This is a genomic window from Lacunimicrobium album, assembly GCF_052161635.1.
Classification (GTDB): Bacteria; Planctomycetota; Planctomycetia; order Planctomycetales; family Planctomycetaceae; genus SXPC01.
Map to the genome: position 1 here is coordinate 1,999,552 of NZ_CP197413.1, position 17,822 is coordinate 2,017,373.

12 protein-coding genes are annotated in these 17,822 nt (G+C 53.9%); 5 read left to right on the forward strand and 7 right to left on the reverse strand.

Annotation, left to right across the window (positions count from 1 at the left end; translation table 11 throughout):
- Positions 1-141 precede the first annotated feature (141 nt).
- The 3 genes from SH248x_RS07955 to SH248x_RS07965 form a co-directional block, all read right to left on the reverse strand.
- A complete protein-coding gene (locus tag SH248x_RS07955; protein ID WP_459557997.1) occupies positions 142-1,467 on the reverse strand; it encodes a glycosyltransferase family 4 protein in 1,326 nt (441 codons plus the stop codon).
- A gap of 126 nt (positions 1,468-1,593) precedes the next feature.
- Positions 1,594-2,763 carry a sugar transferase gene (locus tag SH248x_RS07960; protein ID WP_459557998.1) on the reverse strand — a complete coding sequence of 390 codons (1,170 nt, stop codon included), beginning with the start codon at positions 2,761-2,763 and terminating at the stop codon, positions 1,594-1,596.
- Between the two features lie 49 nt (positions 2,764-2,812).
- Positions 2,813-4,321 carry a GumC family protein gene (locus SH248x_RS07965; protein ID WP_459557999.1) on the reverse strand — a complete coding sequence of 503 codons (1,509 nt, stop codon included), beginning with the start codon at positions 4,319-4,321 and terminating at the stop codon, positions 2,813-2,815.
- 495 nt (positions 4,322-4,816) lie between these two features.
- Between SH248x_RS07965 and SH248x_RS07970 the strand changes: the two genes are divergently transcribed.
- On the forward strand, positions 4,817-5,458 hold the full coding sequence (locus tag SH248x_RS07970; RefSeq protein WP_459558000.1) for a hypothetical protein: 642 nt from the start codon (positions 4,817-4,819) through the stop codon (positions 5,456-5,458).
- A 217-nt stretch (positions 5,459-5,675) separates the two neighbouring features.
- Here SH248x_RS07970 and SH248x_RS07975 read toward each other — a convergent pair whose 3' ends face one another.
- Together SH248x_RS07975 and SH248x_RS07980 are read right to left on the reverse strand one after the other, a co-directional pair.
- On the reverse strand, positions 5,676-7,196 hold the full coding sequence (locus SH248x_RS07975) for a trypsin-like peptidase domain-containing protein (RefSeq protein ID WP_459558001.1): 1,521 nt from the start codon (positions 7,194-7,196) through the stop codon (positions 5,676-5,678).
- A gap of 554 nt (positions 7,197-7,750) precedes the next feature.
- Positions 7,751-8,029: a 4Fe-4S dicluster domain-containing protein gene (locus SH248x_RS07980; protein WP_459558002.1), complete on the reverse strand. Its 279-nt coding sequence runs from the start codon at positions 8,027-8,029 to the stop codon at positions 7,751-7,753.
- 568 nt (positions 8,030-8,597) lie between these two features.
- Here SH248x_RS07980 and SH248x_RS07985 point away from each other — a divergent pair.
- From SH248x_RS07985 to SH248x_RS07995, 3 genes are all read left to right on the forward strand, one after another.
- Positions 8,598-9,182: an RNA polymerase sigma factor gene (locus SH248x_RS07985; RefSeq protein WP_459558003.1), complete on the forward strand. Its 585-nt coding sequence runs from the start codon at positions 8,598-8,600 to the stop codon at positions 9,180-9,182.
- 310 nt (positions 9,183-9,492) lie between these two features.
- Complete coding sequence (locus SH248x_RS07990; RefSeq protein ID WP_459558004.1) at positions 9,493-10,773, forward strand: putative sensor domain DACNV-containing protein; 1,281 nt, start codon at positions 9,493-9,495, stop codon at positions 10,771-10,773.
- A 110-nt stretch (positions 10,774-10,883) separates the two neighbouring features.
- Positions 10,884-12,506 carry an FAD-dependent oxidoreductase gene (locus SH248x_RS07995; RefSeq protein WP_459558005.1) on the forward strand — a complete coding sequence of 541 codons (1,623 nt, stop codon included), beginning with the start codon at positions 10,884-10,886 and terminating at the stop codon, positions 12,504-12,506.
- A 52-nt stretch (positions 12,507-12,558) separates the two neighbouring features.
- Here SH248x_RS07995 and SH248x_RS08000 read toward each other — a convergent pair whose 3' ends face one another.
- Complete coding sequence (locus tag SH248x_RS08000) at positions 12,559-13,548, reverse strand: alpha/beta hydrolase (protein WP_459558006.1); 990 nt, start codon at positions 13,546-13,548, stop codon at positions 12,559-12,561.
- 90 nt (positions 13,549-13,638) lie between these two features.
- Positions 13,639-16,761 carry a PVC-type heme-binding CxxCH protein gene (locus tag SH248x_RS08005; protein WP_459558007.1) on the reverse strand — a complete coding sequence of 1,041 codons (3,123 nt, stop codon included), beginning with the start codon at positions 16,759-16,761 and terminating at the stop codon, positions 13,639-13,641.
- A 304-nt stretch (positions 16,762-17,065) separates the two neighbouring features.
- On the opposite strand from SH248x_RS08005, the gene SH248x_RS08010 reads away from it, so the two are divergent.
- Positions 17,066-17,776 (forward strand): GntR family transcriptional regulator, encoded by a 711-nt coding sequence (locus SH248x_RS08010; protein WP_459558008.1) that lies wholly within the window; start codon positions 17,066-17,068, stop codon positions 17,774-17,776.
- The last annotated feature ends 46 nt before the right edge of the window (positions 17,777-17,822 follow it).

The window sequence follows — 17,822 nt, forward strand, 5'->3', positions numbered from 1 at the left end:
TGCCCGCTCGCCGTGAAGGCGAGATGAAGGGCAATGCGGTAGTCTTTTCAGGAAAAGGTGCCCGAAGGGCGGATGAGGGTGGGCGATAGGCTGGTGTTCGCTTTCGAAGTCTCTATTCGCAGCAGGATTTGATTCCAGCCTCTAGCTCACTTCCTGCAACTGTCGTGGCCGATCAATCACTCCCTGTTCATCGAAGAACGATTTTGTCTCCAACGATCCGAGTACCTGCTCGTAAACGCTTTTCCAGCGCTGAGCCTGCACTTCGAAGTCGTAGTCTTTGGCGCGGACTTGAGCACCGCGGGAGAGTTTCAATCGCAGTGCGTCGTCCTCGTAGATCGTCTTCAATGCGACCGACAGATCATGTGCGACCTGTTTAGGGGAAGTCACCGGGACTTTGATGCCACAGGTTTCATTGACGACGTCGGCTGCTCCCTGGTGGTCGAGCGTGACAATCGGAAGTCCGGCTTGCAGGGCTTCGAGCATCACCGTGCCGGTCGTATCACGCAGACTCGTAAACGCGAAGACATCGGCCCAGCCGAGTTGTGCGACCGCTTTATCGCGTGGCATCCAGCCGAGCCATTCGATGTGCTGATCAACGCCGAGTTGTTTGGCCTGCTTTTCCCAGCGTTTGCGGAGTGAGCCATCGCCAAGGACACGGATTTTGTAGGGGACGGACGCGGGGAGTTGCTTGACGGCTTTGAACAGCAGCGGCAGCGACTTGCGTGTCATGAAAGTCGCGGACCAGAGGATGCGCAGGCCGTCTTCTTTCAAAGACTCGCGTGACGTCAATGGCAGCGTCTTCGAGGGCAGGCTGATGTCTGAGATGACGCTGATCGGCTTGTCGGTCAGCGTTTGGAGGTCGCACTTGTTGGCGTTGGCGGCGACGACCAGGTGAGCAGCTTTGCGGGCGGCGTGTTTGACCTTCGAGCTGTAGTGCAGCTGAATGCTATTAGTGACGCTGCGCATCCCTTCGATGAAACCACCCGCGATTCCCGCTTCCGAGAGAAAACGATACGGGAAGTTCTGTGTTCCGCCAATCGGTCCCCAGATGAAAGGGATGCCGAGTTTATGCATGTAACTGGGCTCACGGAAGCCCATGATATTGATCATGTGAGCGGCGTCGAAATGAATCTTCGCATGAAGTTCTTCGATGACCTTATAGGCTCGCTGCTGCCACCAGTTGTACGAGACGTACCCCAGGCCTGGAATCTGCCACATCGTGTGTGCCCAGAATTTCTCGGGCACGAAGATGAAATTGAGTCCGGGAACAGGACCATTTTCAGCGATGTATTTTTCTATCGAGGCTTTGAACTTACGTTCTTCGACGATCACCCAGATGTCTGCGTATTTGGCGATCTGCGTGACAAGATTCCAGCCGACGCCGGGCTCTGACCCTTCATACGGGCTGCAGCAGTAGGCAATCGCAATGATCTTTTTACGACGAGGAGTTGTCACCGGAGCAATCATGTTTTGAAACCCTAAGCATTTAGCCACAGAGGTCACAGAGAACACAGAGGGGCGGAGGCGTTTTCAAAGGTGGTTTTCAAGAATCCCCTCTGCGCACTCTGTGATCTCTGTGGCAACATTTCTTTCTTACTTCGCGCCACGTCGCAGCAGGACTGCAGGGATCGTGGCGAAGATCAGTTTCAGATCTTCCAGGAAGGTCGTCTTTTTGATGTAGCGGATATCCATGCGCATCCACTCTGCGAACGAGACGCGAGAGCGTCCTTCGACTTGCCAGATGCAGGTCATGCCTGGCAGAACATCGAGACGACGTTGCTGCCAGAGGTCGCAGGCTTTGGCTTCGTCGACGGGCAGAGGGCGGGGACCGACCAGCGACATATCCCCATTGAGGATGTTAATCAGCTGCGGAAGCTCATCAATGCTTGACTTGCGAAGGAAGCGACCGATCCAGGTGACACGAGGATCGTTGGTCATCTTAAACGCGGCTCCGTCCTGCTCACTGAACTGTTTCAGATAGGCTTTCTGGGCTTCGGCGTTCGTTGTCATGGTACGCAGCTTATAGATCTTGAATGGCTTACCACCCAGTCCTGATCGCGTCTGCAGAAAGAAGATCGGACCACCGTCCTGCCACTTAATCGCAGCAGCGGCGATGAGCAGGAAGGGGGAAGCAATCAGCAATCCGATGCACGCGCCGATGATATCGATCGCACGCTTCATCTTGCTCGGCTTGTCGTTGAACAGATCTTCCATGGGGATCATCTTGATCCGGAGTGATTCGTCAACCGCCTTTTTCACATCACCTGGCTCGACAGCGAAGGAGTTATCAACGATTGTCGACTTGGGTGATCCTGGAGTGGAATGGCGGTCATCGTCATTCTTATTCTTCGAAGGGGTCTCGATGCGTGTCGGGTAGGCATACACCTTGACATCAATCGTCCGACGCAGGCTGTCAGAGTTCAGAACGCTCGTGACAAAGCGTTTCGAGCCATCTTCATGAGCATCCCACAATAGAACCCCATACTGCAAAGGCCCGACCATCCCCGAGTGATCGGTTGCACGCAGACGGGTCCGCAGTTGCTCGGAGAACTCGCGAATTGCTTTTGAACTGTCAACGCCGCCGGGCAGCGTGAAGACAACGAGCGAAATCGGGATCTGCATCCGGTCGGCACGCAGGCGGTCAATTTCCAGAATGGTCTGAAAGTCATCCGTCATCCGCAGCATACGCGGCAGAATTTCAGAGGCAGAGTCCTTGGTGGCAGGCGTGTTCTTGGCGAAGAGTGTTTGGATCATATTGATCATCGGCTCCGTAACGGAACGTCAGTGAAAGGAAGGAGGAGTATCAGTGGATTCAAACGGCAGGCTGAGGCTTGAGAACGTAAGACTGAGCCACCTTGGCGTACTTCGGAATCAGGTCTTTGCCAATCGCGACAAGGATGGCGAATCCTCCCGCGAAGACCATCGCCAGCATCAGGATGACCTTGCGACTGGCGGAGACTGATTTATCGCTGTACGACGGCGGCTGGATCACATTGATGTTCGTAATACGTTCTGTTTCGAGGGCCATATCAATGCGGGCCTGCTCGCGTTTCTTAGAGTAGTCTAGAAGGCTTTCCTGGAGAACATCGTACTGCTGCTGGAGCTCGGTCAGTTCGCCATGACCTTCATTCAGGCGATTCAGTTTCGACTGCACGTCCGACATCTGGGAATTGATCGCTGACAGCTTGCTTTCCAGAGAGACAGCTTCTGCTTCCTGCTCGGCACGACGTTGTGAAATCTGCTGATAGACAGGATTCATCCCGCGCGTCGCCTGATAGCGGGCATCCCCGCCAGCGGCGAGCAACTGCTCGGCTTTCTCTTTTTCCTGTTTAAGCGAAATGATGATCGGGTTGTTTTCCGAGTACTTCGTTCTCATCTGCTGCAGTTGTAATTCGACCGCAAACAGGCGGGTTTCGGTCGTTCCGAGTCCGTCATTCGGAAAGCCAGTGACGGCTCCGGTCTCGATATCCTTGGGAATTGTATTCAGCTGTGAATCGAGCCCCTCGACGCGTGCTTTGACTTCCGCCAGTGACGAATAAGTGTTGTGGTACTGGAGTTCCAGTTCGCTGTGCAGCTTCTGAAGATTACGCTGACGCTCGTCGAGAGAGGCGACGCCGAGTTCCGACTTCTTCTTGCTCAAACGACCAGCCATCACGTTGAATTTCTTCTCGAGCAGCGTGTATTGCTCGTCAAAAAAGTCGAACGATCCCGTCGTGCGGTTACTTGTGATATGGGCCTGGATGGCTTCATCAATAAAGGACTGCAAAAGCAGTTGGGCCAGTTCTGGAGATTTCGCCTTGCAGGAGGCATTGATGATGCTGGCCCGTTTGACGGCGTCCAGTGACAGGTCTTCCTGAAGTTTGCGGACAGCTTCGCGGTGGCTGCTGTTGTGTGTAATCTCATCTGTCAAAACGATGCGCTTAGCGGGGATCGAAGCAACGGCGAGGTCTTCTTCAGGCAGTTGGTCTTTAAGAATCGCATCAGCACCGACACGAGCCACGACGGCATCATAGATATTCTCGCTGCTGAGAATCTCGAGCACCGAGTTGATCTCGTTCTCACGACTCTCCGTAATCGACATCGTCTGTCCCATGGTCGCGGTCGGATCGAGGGTGACGCTTTCACGCCCGACCTTGATGTAAAGCTTCGCGTAAGACAGGTACGTCTTCGGCAAAAACATGAGCAGGACAACCACGCTCGCGACGATCACGACAAAGACGAACGCAGCTAGTGCAGCATTGCGGCGCAAAGCCTGAACACAATCCGTCAGCACCACTTGGGGCGTGAGGACGGGACTCGAAATGTTTGTGGAATCGTTCATGAGTTTTCAATCAGGCTGTAGAATCCAGGCAAGCGCGCGAATTTGCGCGTTCTGGTAACTCACCTGACTGAACCGTAGCATGCAGAATCTGGGTGTGAGGGAGCGATCATACCGGTGAGACCAGAAAAACCCGATTTTCCCAATCAGCGTGGGGATGCGGGCGTTATGTGGGTCTTCCCGCGTTGAGGTCCTGCATCGAAAATGCGGAGCGTGTCGACACGTTGCTGCTTTGCAACACGCAGACGGCTTCAGAAAACGCGGCTCATCCCGGAATCATTGGCAAGCAATTGAATTTGACCGATTCAATGTTTCGCTCCCACTGCAGTCCATAAAACAGAACACGATATAACGATGAGGGCGGCTTTGTGTCCTGTTTTGGCAATATGCGTTGAATTGGATAAACTGGACGAGACGGTGATTTTTGGAAACATTGAATTCTTTGAAAAAGTTTCTTCAAGCCTTGAACGGTGTCTGGCGGGCTGCCAACATTAGGTCATGTTAAACATCGCGAAAGATACCCTACCACAGTCATTTCTGAGCTATTTCGCCTTCCGCGTCTCCTTCATGGACACGCTCGAGCGAATGGTGATGGCTCGTCAGTTCGGCCAATACCCGGAACGCAGCTTCGGGTTTTTGACGGAAGTGCCGTATCTGCGGAATGTCTCGCCGCAAATCCAGCTTGAGCTCCTGCTCAAGACATGGACAAAGCACGTCTCATTGCGCCCTCAGCCAGCGACCCTGGTCGATGAAAGCGTCGTCTATGCAGTTTGTGAACACGCTGCCAACATGGTCGACGAAGAGAAGGTTCTCGTCAGACGTTATCTGCAAAAAGGGCCGATGCCGGTTTCGATCTCGCTCGATCCGAACCTCGCAGCTGAACTGCGTCAGCTGCACCTGTCGCTGTCCAACGAGGGGGACTTCCTGTTGATCAGCCAGTTCGAAGACCTTGCGCCCGAAGAGTCATTGCGTCTGAAAACAAAATTCGGCGTCGATGTCATGGGCGCTGACGAAATGCTCGAACCGCTCGGCCGCTGGCATGTCTGCAATGACATCGAGAAATACTGCGAACTGCTGCTCAACGAACAGGAAATCAAACGCCTGCAACAAGCGCTGGAACCAGTTCCACGCGTTACATAATGCAATCAGTTGAAGAAAAGACTGGAACGCAGAGAGAACAGAGTGGAGCAGAGATCGTAGAGTTCTGAAGTCTTTTTTCTGAGCTTTCGATTGGCTATAGCTTTCTCGAACAACCGTTACGCCGTCTTGCCTTATCATGATATCTGGAAGTCTTCTCTGCGGCCTCTGCTTCACTCCGCGAACTCTGCGTTCCAGTCTCTATGAGAACGCAGCCAGATCAAACATCCGTATCCATCACAATGACTTCTGACCGCTGCAGCTGCTCACGCTTGAGGACAGCTGCCTTTGTTTGCCACTCGCCATCCTGCAGGCGGGCATATTTGACAAACAGACTCTGAGCGTTGTTGTGCCGAGCCAGAATCGCTGTGACATCGTCAGGATTTGTGACCGCTTCGCCGGCAATTTCCAGCAGGATATCGCAGGGAGCGAGCATGGACTGTGCGTTGGAAACATCGAGAACGACGCAGCCTCTGCCTGCACCTGTCCAGCTCAATTGCTTGATCAGATCTCCATCAAGGGCATGCAATGAGAAGCTCGATGGCTCAACGGCTTTGCTTGGGGAAATGCGGTTCTGTTGGCCTGGAAGCTGATAAGCCGGGGCTTCTGCGCGTGATTCCAGTTCAGATCGATCCGCCAGGAGGACGGCGATATTAATACGTCGCCCCGCACGGAACACGGTCAGCTTGATTTCCGAACTCACCGGTGTCAGGCTGACGAGGTTGATCAGATGGTTCTCGTCTTTGATTTCGGTGTTGTTGAACGCGAGGACGACATCATCGACCGCCAGATTGCTGCGGGAGGCGGGGGTATTGGCATAAATTTCCATGACTCGGGCACCGCGAACACGATCCAGCCGCAGACGACGGGCGGTCTCCATCGTGAAGTTTGGATCAAGTTTCACGCCCAGATATGCGCGATCAACTTTCCCATTTTCGATCAGTTGCCCGACGACGAACTGAGCCAGATTGGAAGGGATCGAGAACCCGATGCCTTCATTACCGCCGCTCGATGACGCGATCGCGGTATTGATTCCGACCACATTGCCAGCCAGATCAATCAGTGGACCGCCGCTGTTGCCAGGATTAATCGCGGCGTCGGTCTGGAGGAAGTCCTGATTGATAACAGCAGAGGTCTGTCCGAGTTTCAACGAGCGACGACCTTTGGCGCTGATGATCCCGAAGGTGACCGACTGGCTGAGCCCAAACGGACTCCCCATCGCCAGGACCATGTGGCCGATGTTGACGGTATCGCTTTCACCCCAGCTGGCTGGAGTGACGTCGTTAATGGGCAGACGCAGGACAGCCAGGTCGCTTTTCTCATCAGTCAGGACGGAAACCGGGTTGATCGTTCGGCTGTCTGACAAAATGAGCTGAATTTTATTGAGTTCCGCCCCTTGAATGACGTGGCGATTGGTGACGACGAAATAACCAGCGGCTTTCGGATGTGACATCACGACGCCCGAGCCGGTTTCTTCAATCAGTCCGCCGCGTTGTCCGGGTCGTTCACATTGAATGTGGACCACGCTGGGCATCGATTTCTCAGCGATCCGGGAGAGAACGTCACTTCCCAGATGCAGGACCGAGTTGCCCGACTTCATCTGCTCGTCGATGGCCGTCAAGTGAGACGCCATCAGGCTCTGCTGGGCGCTTGCCGTATTCGGACCAAGCAGCGACGCTGCGCCTGCTAACGCAAGAGCCCACGTCTTCCAGGAAGCTGGCGCGTTGAAGAGACACGACATGGTTGCCATTTCCTGCGGCATCGGCCTGCGATTCTGACTGCCCATCGCTGTCCTTGTATGACGTTAGACCAGTATGACGTAAGACCGGTTGTAGTTTCTGTGGTTCGTGGGGCGCAGTGGCAACCCGGTATTCATCCTCCCTGATGATCTTCAAGCTCAGTCCGAGCCCGGCGACGAAGACTCTGTGGCGGGCGCTGCCACGAGTCGATACCGCTTCTCGCCGGTATGATGTCACATCCTAGACATCGTCATGGTCACAAGAAGTCTTGTAAGGTCAATGGCGCCTCGAATTCATTCTGTGTTGAATTTAAGGACCGCGTCACCAACTCTGTTACAACTGTCGCTGCCGCAAAGACCGTCAGGACTAAGCGCCAGAAGAACAGTCACTATCAATCAGCACTGTCATCATGACAGGGAGATTCGTCAGAATCAATAACTCTTAAGGATTGAACCATCGGGACAGGGTCAGCGTTTCGGTCCGCGCGTAAAAAAACGCACGGTTGGAAATCCGTGCGCGGTGAAATATCTCAGTTGAGACCTCGTCCCAATTTTGATCAACCTTCTGCCAGAGGGGTCTTCTTCTCGGTAATGACACTGTGAGTCGGGGCATTGTCAGCATTCATCTGGATATATTCTTTCCACTCGTCGGGCACGTTGTCTTCATGGAAGATGGCTTCGACGGGGCATTCAGGAACGCAGGCTTCGCAGTCGATGCACTCGTCCGGATGGATGTAGAGCATCTTGTCGCCTTCGTAGAAGCACTCGACAGGACAAACGACGACGCAGTCCGTGTATTTGCAGTTAAAACATGGTTGCGTTACGACGTGTGGCATCTGGTCTTCTCCTGGTAGATCTTTCGCGGACTTCCACGGAAACATCGTCCGTGTTCAAGCCGATTTTTTGTGTGTTGTCGATCTTGCTCGATCTGGGTTCGATAAGGTCTCACGATTCAAGTCGCCCTTACGTGACACATTATCGTCAAATCCGTTCGGCGTCTGTCCTGATTTTGCACCAACTGATGCGGACATTCACGACGGGTTGTGGAAATTTATAGCGATTTTACGGAAGTCAACAACTCACAGGATTTCAGATTCGGTCGATCCGGGGATTTTGCGAATCTACTCCTCAAGTCCGGGTTTGGAGATTTAATAGTCTTGTGACACGGAGGGTGCGCTGTCCCGGTGAGAACCTGACGCATCAGCCAAAAGTCATCTTGCCGGTGGACTCGCGCGGGTCTAAACTTTGAGAAAAGTGCAAATCTGTACGTTGTGTGGGCCATCACCTCTGGTTGAACGATATCAAACGCCTCGCGGTTGCTCCAGGAGAAGCCAGCAACGCCCAGGGTCAGAGGCAATTCACATCCTTGATTGAGCGGAACGGAAGCCCACCCAGGAGCCTAAGATGGCCTTAACCAGTATTGACCGTGATCTTCTGCAACGCTGCCTGTCTCATGATCGACATGGCTGGAAAGATTTCGTCGACCGATTCATCGGTCTGTTTATCCATGTCGTTCATCACACGGCCCAGTCCCGGAGTGTTGACCTTCATGCTGAGGATGTCGATGACTACTGCAGCGAAATTCTGATGGCGCTGCTGAAAGATGACGCTGCTGTCCTTCGCAAATTCCGTGGCGAATCGTCTCTGGCGACTTACCTGACGGTCATTTCTCGACGGGTCGTCGTTCACCAGATGGTTTCCCGACGTCAAGCAGCTGCCATGGGCCACATTTCGTTAAACTCGAATTCGATTCCCGAGGAAATCACCGGCTTTCACGCAGACGACCTCGAGAAACTGGAAGACCGCGAGCAGATCCAGCAACTGGTCGCCACTCTTCCGCCCCAAGAAGGGAATATCCTGCGATTGTTCTACCTGGAAGGAAAATCCTACCAGCAGATCAGCAAGATCCTCGGCGTTCCGGTGAACTCAATTGGTCCGACGTTGACCAAAGCCCGCGCCCATCTAAAGCAAAACGCTCCAGCGGTTTGAACTCGGTCTCTTCTCCATCAGAGAGAAGACTGGAACGCAGAGGTAACGGAGTTGGGCAGAGCACGCAGAGTTGCCCGGTCGTTATCGTTTGCGTCTCAAATATGTGCCTACTTAGCAGCTTTGCGTTGGATCTGTATGTTTTCTCTGCGAACTCTGTTACCTCTGCGTTCCAGTCTTCTTCCGCTCGAAATTTGCGATTCGCTGCTTAGACGAATCCCCTTCTGCTTGTCACTTGCCACGTTCGGCGCGTATTCTTAGGCATTGCAAATGCCCCTTCGATACGAAGTTGACCTCCCGACGTGGATGACTGATGAGCCTGTTCCCGCAATTCTTCTACCCGCCCGATATGTCCGATGCCGTCATGCGGCGGTGGGCGGAATCGAATTGTCCGATGGACCTCCTCCCTGGCCCTTTTACGCTATCCCATCTGCTGAACACGATGTACCAGGCCAGCCTCATGCACGAGGAAGGTGAGCCGGTTCGCTGTCGTCTGATCCTGGCCAAACCACAGGATTTTCCACGGGAGGGAGTCATCGGCGTCGATCAGGTCGCCGTGATGACCTTTGAGAATACAACCGAACTGACACCTCACGAACTCCGTAAATTCTCGGTCGCAGCGGGTTATCATCGCGCGATGCTTGCTGTCGATATTGTCGAAGATGGCAGTGTTCATATCTGGGGCATGGTTCTGACGGGGACGCGGTGGGTGCACCGTATCGAAGGGGGCAGGCTGCATGGAATCCCGCTTCCTCCGAATCTGTGTCTGCAAATCATGGGGCCTGGCAACCTGATTGTCGCGAGTGGGTATGAGCGTGTTGTTGAACTCTCGAGTGGGGAATTCCTCTCGGATGGGTTCGACCCGTTCCACTCCGAATGGCTGCCAGAGCGGTTCGCGTCCTTCCGCTCTGCCATCAATCAGGAAGTTGCCAGCCAGCACCCTACGTCTCCTAAGACACGCATCTGCGATTCCTTCGTTAAGAGTGCTGCCCAGAGTGTCATTCGTCGCACATTGAGCCTTGTGCGAACCCGTCGTCACGGTGGGATGCTTGTCTACCTTCCCGAAACGGCGACCGACCCTGCCATTCTCAGACAGTGGATCCGCTTTCGCGCCACCTTCGAGCGGTCCGCTGCCAACATGCACTATCGCCAGTTGATTACTCACCTGCTGCGACGTCTGTTGGTTGTTGGCGAATCTCTTGGACTGACGACGGTTCGTTGGGAAGACTATCAGAGGATCCAGGACTCGATCCTTGCGGATCTGGACGATGCGTTGATCGATTTTGCTCACCTGATGGCCGACATGATGACGACCGATGGCGCGCTGGTTTTAGACCGTCGGTTTAACATTCTCGGATTTGGGGGCGAAATCCTGGGGGACTCTCACGTCAGCCTGATCCACCGTGCCCTGGACCTCGAAGCGAACAATACCTGTCTCGAACCTGCTGATTCCTCTGGAACACGGCATCGTTCCGCTTATCGTCTCGTCACTGGTCTGCCGGATGTCATCACAGTCGTTGTCTCTCAGGATGGAGGTGTCCGGTTTGTGGCACAGATGCATGGAAAGCTGATTTACTGGCCTTATTTGCCGTAAATTTACGATACCTCGCCTTTCAGTTTTGACGGGAGGGATCGCAATTGAGATCTCAGCAGCGTAAACTGAATCACGCACGACATTGATTTCGCATCAACAAGAGGTTCTCCGTGGATTCAGTTGCCTTCCCCACACTTTCCGATAGTCAGATTGCCTGTATTGGCAAGATTGGCGAACGCATTCAAGCTCCGACTGGAACGAAGCTCATTGAGTTCGGCGATGAGAAGTACCCGTTTTATGTCGTCGTCAAAGGCGAAGTCTCGATTGTCGAATCATCGAATGACTTTCCGAGAGAAATCGTTGTTCATCACGCTGGCTCGTTTACTGGCGACATTGATGTTCTCACTGGACGTCCTGCGCTGATTGATGCGATCGCGAAGACGGACTGCGAGGTCATCAAGATCACGCATTGTCGAATGCGGAAAGTTCTCAGCGAAGTCAGCGGACTGAGTGATCTGCTTCTCGAAGCATTTCAAAAGCGGCGCGAACTGTTAGAAAAATCTGGATTCTCTGGTATCCGCATCATCGGACGGGCTCGCTCGAAGAGCACCCTTGGCATTCGTGAGTTCTTCTACAAGAACCACGTTCACCACACGTTTTATGATGCTGACGATTCGGATGGCATCCAACTGCTCGAAAAATTCGGAAAGACGAACGAAGACCTGCCTGTCGTTGCCTGCAACCAATACATCAATTCCAATCCCGAGCTGAGTGAAATTGCTTCCTGTCTGGGAATCACGCGCGAAGTGGATGACAAGTTGTATGATCTCATCGTCGTGGGGGCTGGTCCTGCAGGACTCGCGGCGACGGTGTATGCGGCGTCGGAAGGTTTGCAGACAGTCATGATCGACAAGGTCGGCCCCGGCGGGCAGGCTGGCAGCAGTTCGAAGATCGAGAACTTTATCGGCTTCCCTTCTGGGATCAGCGGCGTTCAACTGGCTAACCGTGCTTATCTTCAAGCGCTCAAGTTTGGTGCTCATTTCACGGCACCCGTGTCTGTCGAATCACTCAGCCTTGTCGGCGATCGTGAACATCATATCGAACTGTGCACCGGCCAGATCGTAAGGACTCGCTCGATTCTCATCTCGACCGGCGTCAGCTATCGACAACTTGAAATCCCCGGCTGCGAACAATTCGAAGGGGCAGGGGTCTATTACGCGGCGACCTCTGTTGAAGCCCGTGTCTGCCAGAAATCACGAGCTGTCGTCATCGGTGGCGGGAACTCCGCAGGTCAGGCAGCGATGTACCTTGCAGAATCTGCAGACGAAGTTCTGATCGTCATTCGCGGTGATGATCTCACCAAGAGCATGTCGTCTTATCTGTGTTCACGGATTGCCAAGAATTCAAAGATCCGGGTGGTCACTTACACAGAACTTGATGGCGTCGAAGGCGATGACTGCGTCAAATGCATTCGCCTTCGCAATAACCGAACTGGCGAAGTCCAAACGGTCGATTGCTCTGCACTCTTCATCTTCATCGGCGCCAGACCTCACACCGAATGGCTTCCCGAATCGATCCGCCTGGACCACAACGGCTTTGTGCTCACCGGGTCCAACCTCCAGCACGATAACCTGTGGACACTCGAACGCCCTCCCTGCGACCTTGAAACCACGATGCCCGGCGTCATGGCTGCGGGCGACGTTCGCTCTGGAACGACCAAACGCTGTGGTTTCGCGGTCGGCGATGGCTCTCTCGCTGTAGCCTGCATTCACCGGTATCTGAGCGGCATTTAGGCCATGTCGACGATGCGATCCAGCGACACAGACATTCCTGTCTGTCCGTTTTTCACTTCTGCTTGAAGAACTCAAGAAAGTAGTTTGTCGAGGAAGGTGCTTTGACGCTGGGATCGCCGGTGTAGGCGACGATAACGTCGTCTCGATCCTTGAACTTCTCTTTCAGAATGAACCCCAGGCCGACGGAGTGGGTGGGATCGGTCTGCTTGGTCCCTTTCTCGTACATGTCTTTCTGGCTGTAAAACAGATACAGCGGAGGATCATCGGCGCTGGCGTGATTGAGGGGGGAGTACTCGTTGATCTGGGCCAGATGTTTTTCACGCTCATCGTAGAACTGCTGAAACTTCTCTGCCTTGTCTTTATCCTGGGCGCTGCGACCATGCACGCCAAAGGCATGTCCGCCGTAGACGCTGTTGGGAATCCATTCTCGCAGGATCTGTGGATCGAGGGTGGTCTGAGCGCCTGACACATAGGCACAACTCAGACGCGTACTCTGACGGGCAATTGGATCGTCCGACTTCGGGTCCGCCAGATCATCATGCATTGCCAGCCACAGCGACGTACACGCCCCGGCCGATCCGCCCGATGCTCCGATTTTCTCGGGATCGAGGTTCCATTCTTTTGCTTTCGAGCGCACGGTCTGCAGCGCACGAGCGGCGTCGTACAACGGCCACTTCACCGGAGGATAGACGTTCGCCTCAGCGGCTTGTCCCACGTAACGATAGTTGGTCGAGACGACGGAAATCCCTGCCTCATTCAGTTTGGGAATGTTCAGCGACTTCACAGACGACTTATCCCCGGCCACCCACCCGCCACCATGAATGAAGAACACCACCGGCGTCGGCTTGTCTGACTTCGCCAGGTAAACATCAAACACCTGACGTGGATGGTCCCCGTAGGCATAGTTTGCATATGTCGGCTCGATCAGTTCCTGAGCAGTTTTCTTTGGTTCTTTGGGCTTCTCATTCTGGGCATGAACAACGCTGTTGATACTCAGTGCCGTTAACATCAGGACCAAGTGAATGGAGAACTTTCGGAACATCGTGGTTTCCTTTTGTTTGTTCGTTGGCAGGAGAGGAGGGCGGGATGATTGGCAAGGGTAGAAGTCAACAATTGTTAACGACGCAGGGCGTCAATTCCCTGCGGCTGTTCCCGCTGGGAGCGCGACCTGCTGAGGGTGCATCAGATAGGCGAACAAATCTCGGACTTGCTCTTCCGTCAGAGTCTTGATCAACCCATCGGGCATTGGTGACTGTGTTGTTGTCGAGATCTCGGCGATCTCTTCCACCGGGAGGGTCATCTTGTCGGTCTGAGTCTGGATCGTCACGGTTTGTTCATTTTTGTTGGTGATCAATCCGTTGATCACGCGCCCGTCTTCCATGGCGATGATCGAGGCGTAATAGTTCTTGCTGACGACTGCGGAGGGATCGACAATGTTCTCCAGCAGGTAGTCGATGTTGCTGCGATTTGAACCTGTCAGATCAGGTCCAATCATCTGTCCCTGGCCGTAAAGCTTGTGGCATTTGACACAGGACTGTTCGAAGAGCGCCCGTCCTTTTGACAAGTCGGCTTTGGCGAGCACTTCAGCGGTGAGCTTGGCTTTGATTTCTTCCATCTGAGCTTTCTTCTCAGCGGAGGATTCCTGCACTTCGCCCCACATCTGACGCACCTGGCCCGCGAGTTCTTCATCTCCCAGGGAAAGGATCTGTCGAATATCAAATGCGGTGACATCGTCCGGCGCGATCTTCTTCTGGCTGACTGCTTCCAGCAGCATCTTTGCATACTCCTTGCGACTGGTCAGCATCGCGATCACCTGTGGGCGGTTATAACCCTGGATTCTGTTGTAGTTCTTGACGATCGTCTCGCCGGCTTTGGGATCGCCTGTCGAGGCCAGTCCTTTTGCTGCGACGACATTCAGGTTGCGTACTCCCAAAATCGGGGTGCAGATCTCGATCAATCGTGGCGACTTGGCTTCGATCAGCGTCTCGATCGCATTGGCGCGCGTCGTATGGTCGACATCATTATTGAGCGCGATCTTCTCGACTTCTTCGAGTGCTTCGCCATCGCCGAAGACGACGCTCAATTGTGTCACCAGGGTCTTGGATGGCTCATCGCCCACAGCAGCGACTTTTTCGACGAGCTTCGACCAGTTCACAGGCTGGATCGTCTTTCGTCGACCTTTCAGCCCTTGAGAAAAGCCGTACAGCAGATCACGAGTGAAGTCGATAGTTGGACTTGCGATCATTGCTGTCACGAGTTCGATGGTCACTTCTGGATGCTTCTCATTATCCTGAATCAAGCGACGTGCGATCAGTCGTCGGGTTGTGGGCCACTGACAATTCATCGCGACCGTGACCAGTTCCTGTGGATGCGAAACGGCGACGGGAATCAAACCATACCACGTCATCAGTGGGAGATTCTGATCCGCTGCATACTCAGCATGCGACACCAAAGGACGAGCCAGTTGAGCCCGCAGGTCGACGGGGAGTCGCTGCAGCGTCGATGCGAGTGTCAGCAGGACCAGCCCGGAAGTCTCTTTCTGAGCCCGTTCCAAGAGCAGGGGCATCACTTTCTCGGCGCGAGCATGAACGTCAGCGGTTTGTCGAATCGCAATCGGACCACGACAATCATCGAGCGGCATGAAATCGGTCAGCAGACGAATCGCCCACACGCGGATATGCTCGTTCTCATCGCGCGTTAAAGTCGTCAGTTGGGAATCACTCAGCGACTTCATTCCATACAACGTCAGCATCGCGCGCAGTCGATGGACAGGATTCGGCGCCTGAGTCAACAGCATTGTCAGATGCTCTGTCCCGAGGATGCACTTCTCACCTTTGGCGATTCGATCAGCCAGAATCAGCCGAGACTGTCGGACGAGCCATTCATTGGAAGACGTCTGCTGGACTGCCAGTTCCATATCCGAGAGCATCTTCAGGCTTCGATAGTCAACTGGCGGGTACTTCTCTTTGAAGCCTTTGGGGCGGGGTGCGTCGTACGTCAGCTTATAAATACGCCCACTTTCACGGTGCACGCCGGTGTTTTCGTGACACTCGCCGGTATCGGACCAGTCGAGAATCATGGCCTGACCATCGGGACTTGCGGAGATCTCGAGTCCGCGAAACCAGGCATCTCCGACGACAAACATATCTGGCAGATGCGAGGCGATGTATCCGCTGCCAACTCGCTTCAGTTGTTCCTGATTGATGCGTCGACCATGGAAGTTGAGTGTCAGGAGGCGGCCGTTGTAGTCAGTGGGCCAATGGCCTCCCTGGTAGATGTAACACCCGCTGTGAGCATGGCCACCGCCGAGTGAGTTGGCTTTTCCGTCGCGCGATGCCATCCAGCCTTGGCCGGTATCAAAGTGCCAGTGATCGGCGTGCATATCGATGGGCTCGAACGCATAGGGATTCGGGTCGATTGTATGAGGGCGGACAAAGTGCGCTCCGGGGATACCATGCCATAAGTGGCCGTTGACGGTATTGACGTAAAACAGCTCGTAGAATTCATCCCAGTCATGGCCCCAGGGATTAGTTGTGCCCGCAGTCAGGACTTCAACAACCTTCTTTTCAGGATGATAACGGAAGATCCCGCCCTCCATCGCGACGCGATCTTTTTCAGGCGTTCCGGGTATACCAATCTTACCTGGTGATGAGGCACCGCATCGTCCATACAGCCAGCCATCCGGCCCCATTTTCAAGCCGTTGGCGTAATTGTGGTAGTTCTGCTCCGGGACTTCGAAGCCATCAATCACGTGTTCGGCGGGGCCATCGGGAATGTCATTGTGGTCGCGGTCAGGAATGAACAAGACATTCGGCGGACACATCACATAGACGCCATCCGGGACAACTTCGAGACTGGTGAGCATCTGGATGTCATCCAGGAAGACCTTCCGAGAGTCGGCTTTGCCATCGTTGTTGTCATCACTGAAGATGAGAATGCGATCTTTCAGGCTCAGGTCGAAACGCTGCTCGCGTTCTGCGTAGGTGAAGTTCTCAGCGACCCACATGCGGCCGAAGGCATCCCATGAGCAAGCGATTGGATTCTGCACCTGAGGTTCTGCTGCGAACACCGTCACGCGAAATCCTTTCGGGACTTCGATCGACGCGAGCGCTTTCTCCGGCGTCATGAAGGGAGCAGTTGGGCTCTTTTCGGTATTTGGGAGGGCAGGAAATTCCTGAGCATGAACTTGCCCAGACTGCCAGAAGCTGTTTCCGAGGACATAGATCGCAGTGCATACCAGCAGTCGTAATTGCATGCAGCATTTTCCTAACTAAAGAGCTCGTAAAGACATCAAGAACCGTTCATGTTAGAGTTGTTTGATGTTTTTTCAAAACCGAATACGGCTCACTCTGCAAAAGCACACAAATTTCTCAGTAATACCGGTTAACCAGCCTGCCAGACTTGTGTCTGTTTGACCCGGTAAGTTAATTGAAAACGTCACAATCACGCCATTGCATTCCTGACTCCTACAGCCGCATAATACCCATTCGGGCCAACAGATATCGCGGATATCATCACACCAACGTTTGCACACCTCCCTCTACTGGCCGAGATCCGATATGACGATACCTGCGATCGATTCGGAAGCAGAAACAAATTTCCCCCTCGAGATGGATCTCCGAGATTCGGAGATCATGCGTCTGTCCGACATTGTCTACATGCGTCTTTTGCGCATGATCCTGTCTGGTGATCTGAAGCCCGGACAGCAGGTGAGTGAACTCGAACTCACACGTTATCTCAAGGTCAGTCGTACGCCCGTGCATGAAGCCATGGGGCAGTTGATCAAGGATGGCCTCGTCATCCAGCGTCCCAACCGGCGCCCCGTCATCGCTGACTTTTCGAGCGATGATGTGTACGACATTTACGAAATGCGCTGCATCCTCGAAAGCGAAGCAGCTGCCAAAGCGGCTTCACGCATCGACCGCGTCACCATTGCTCGCCTGCATCAGATGGCGGATGAACTGAAATCGATCCTCGATCTGCCACATGCGTTTGATCAGTGGGTCCGTTTCGACGATGAATTCCATGCTGCGATCGCCAAAGCCAGTGGCAGCAAACGTCTCGAAGAAGACATCACGCGCTATCGCCGACTCAACGGCGTCATCAACAAGCTTCATCGAGATATCTCAGTCCTCGAGCCTGCTCTTGAAGAGCATCTGGACATCTTGAAGTCTCTCGAAGACCGCGATGTCGAAGGCTCACGCCAGAAGATGCGTCGGCACCTGGAGGAATGGCAACGCTTCTTTGTGCAACACCTGGTTAAGAAGTAAAACGTCCGCACTTCACTGAATCGGCGTGTCTGGTCTTTTGAAAGAG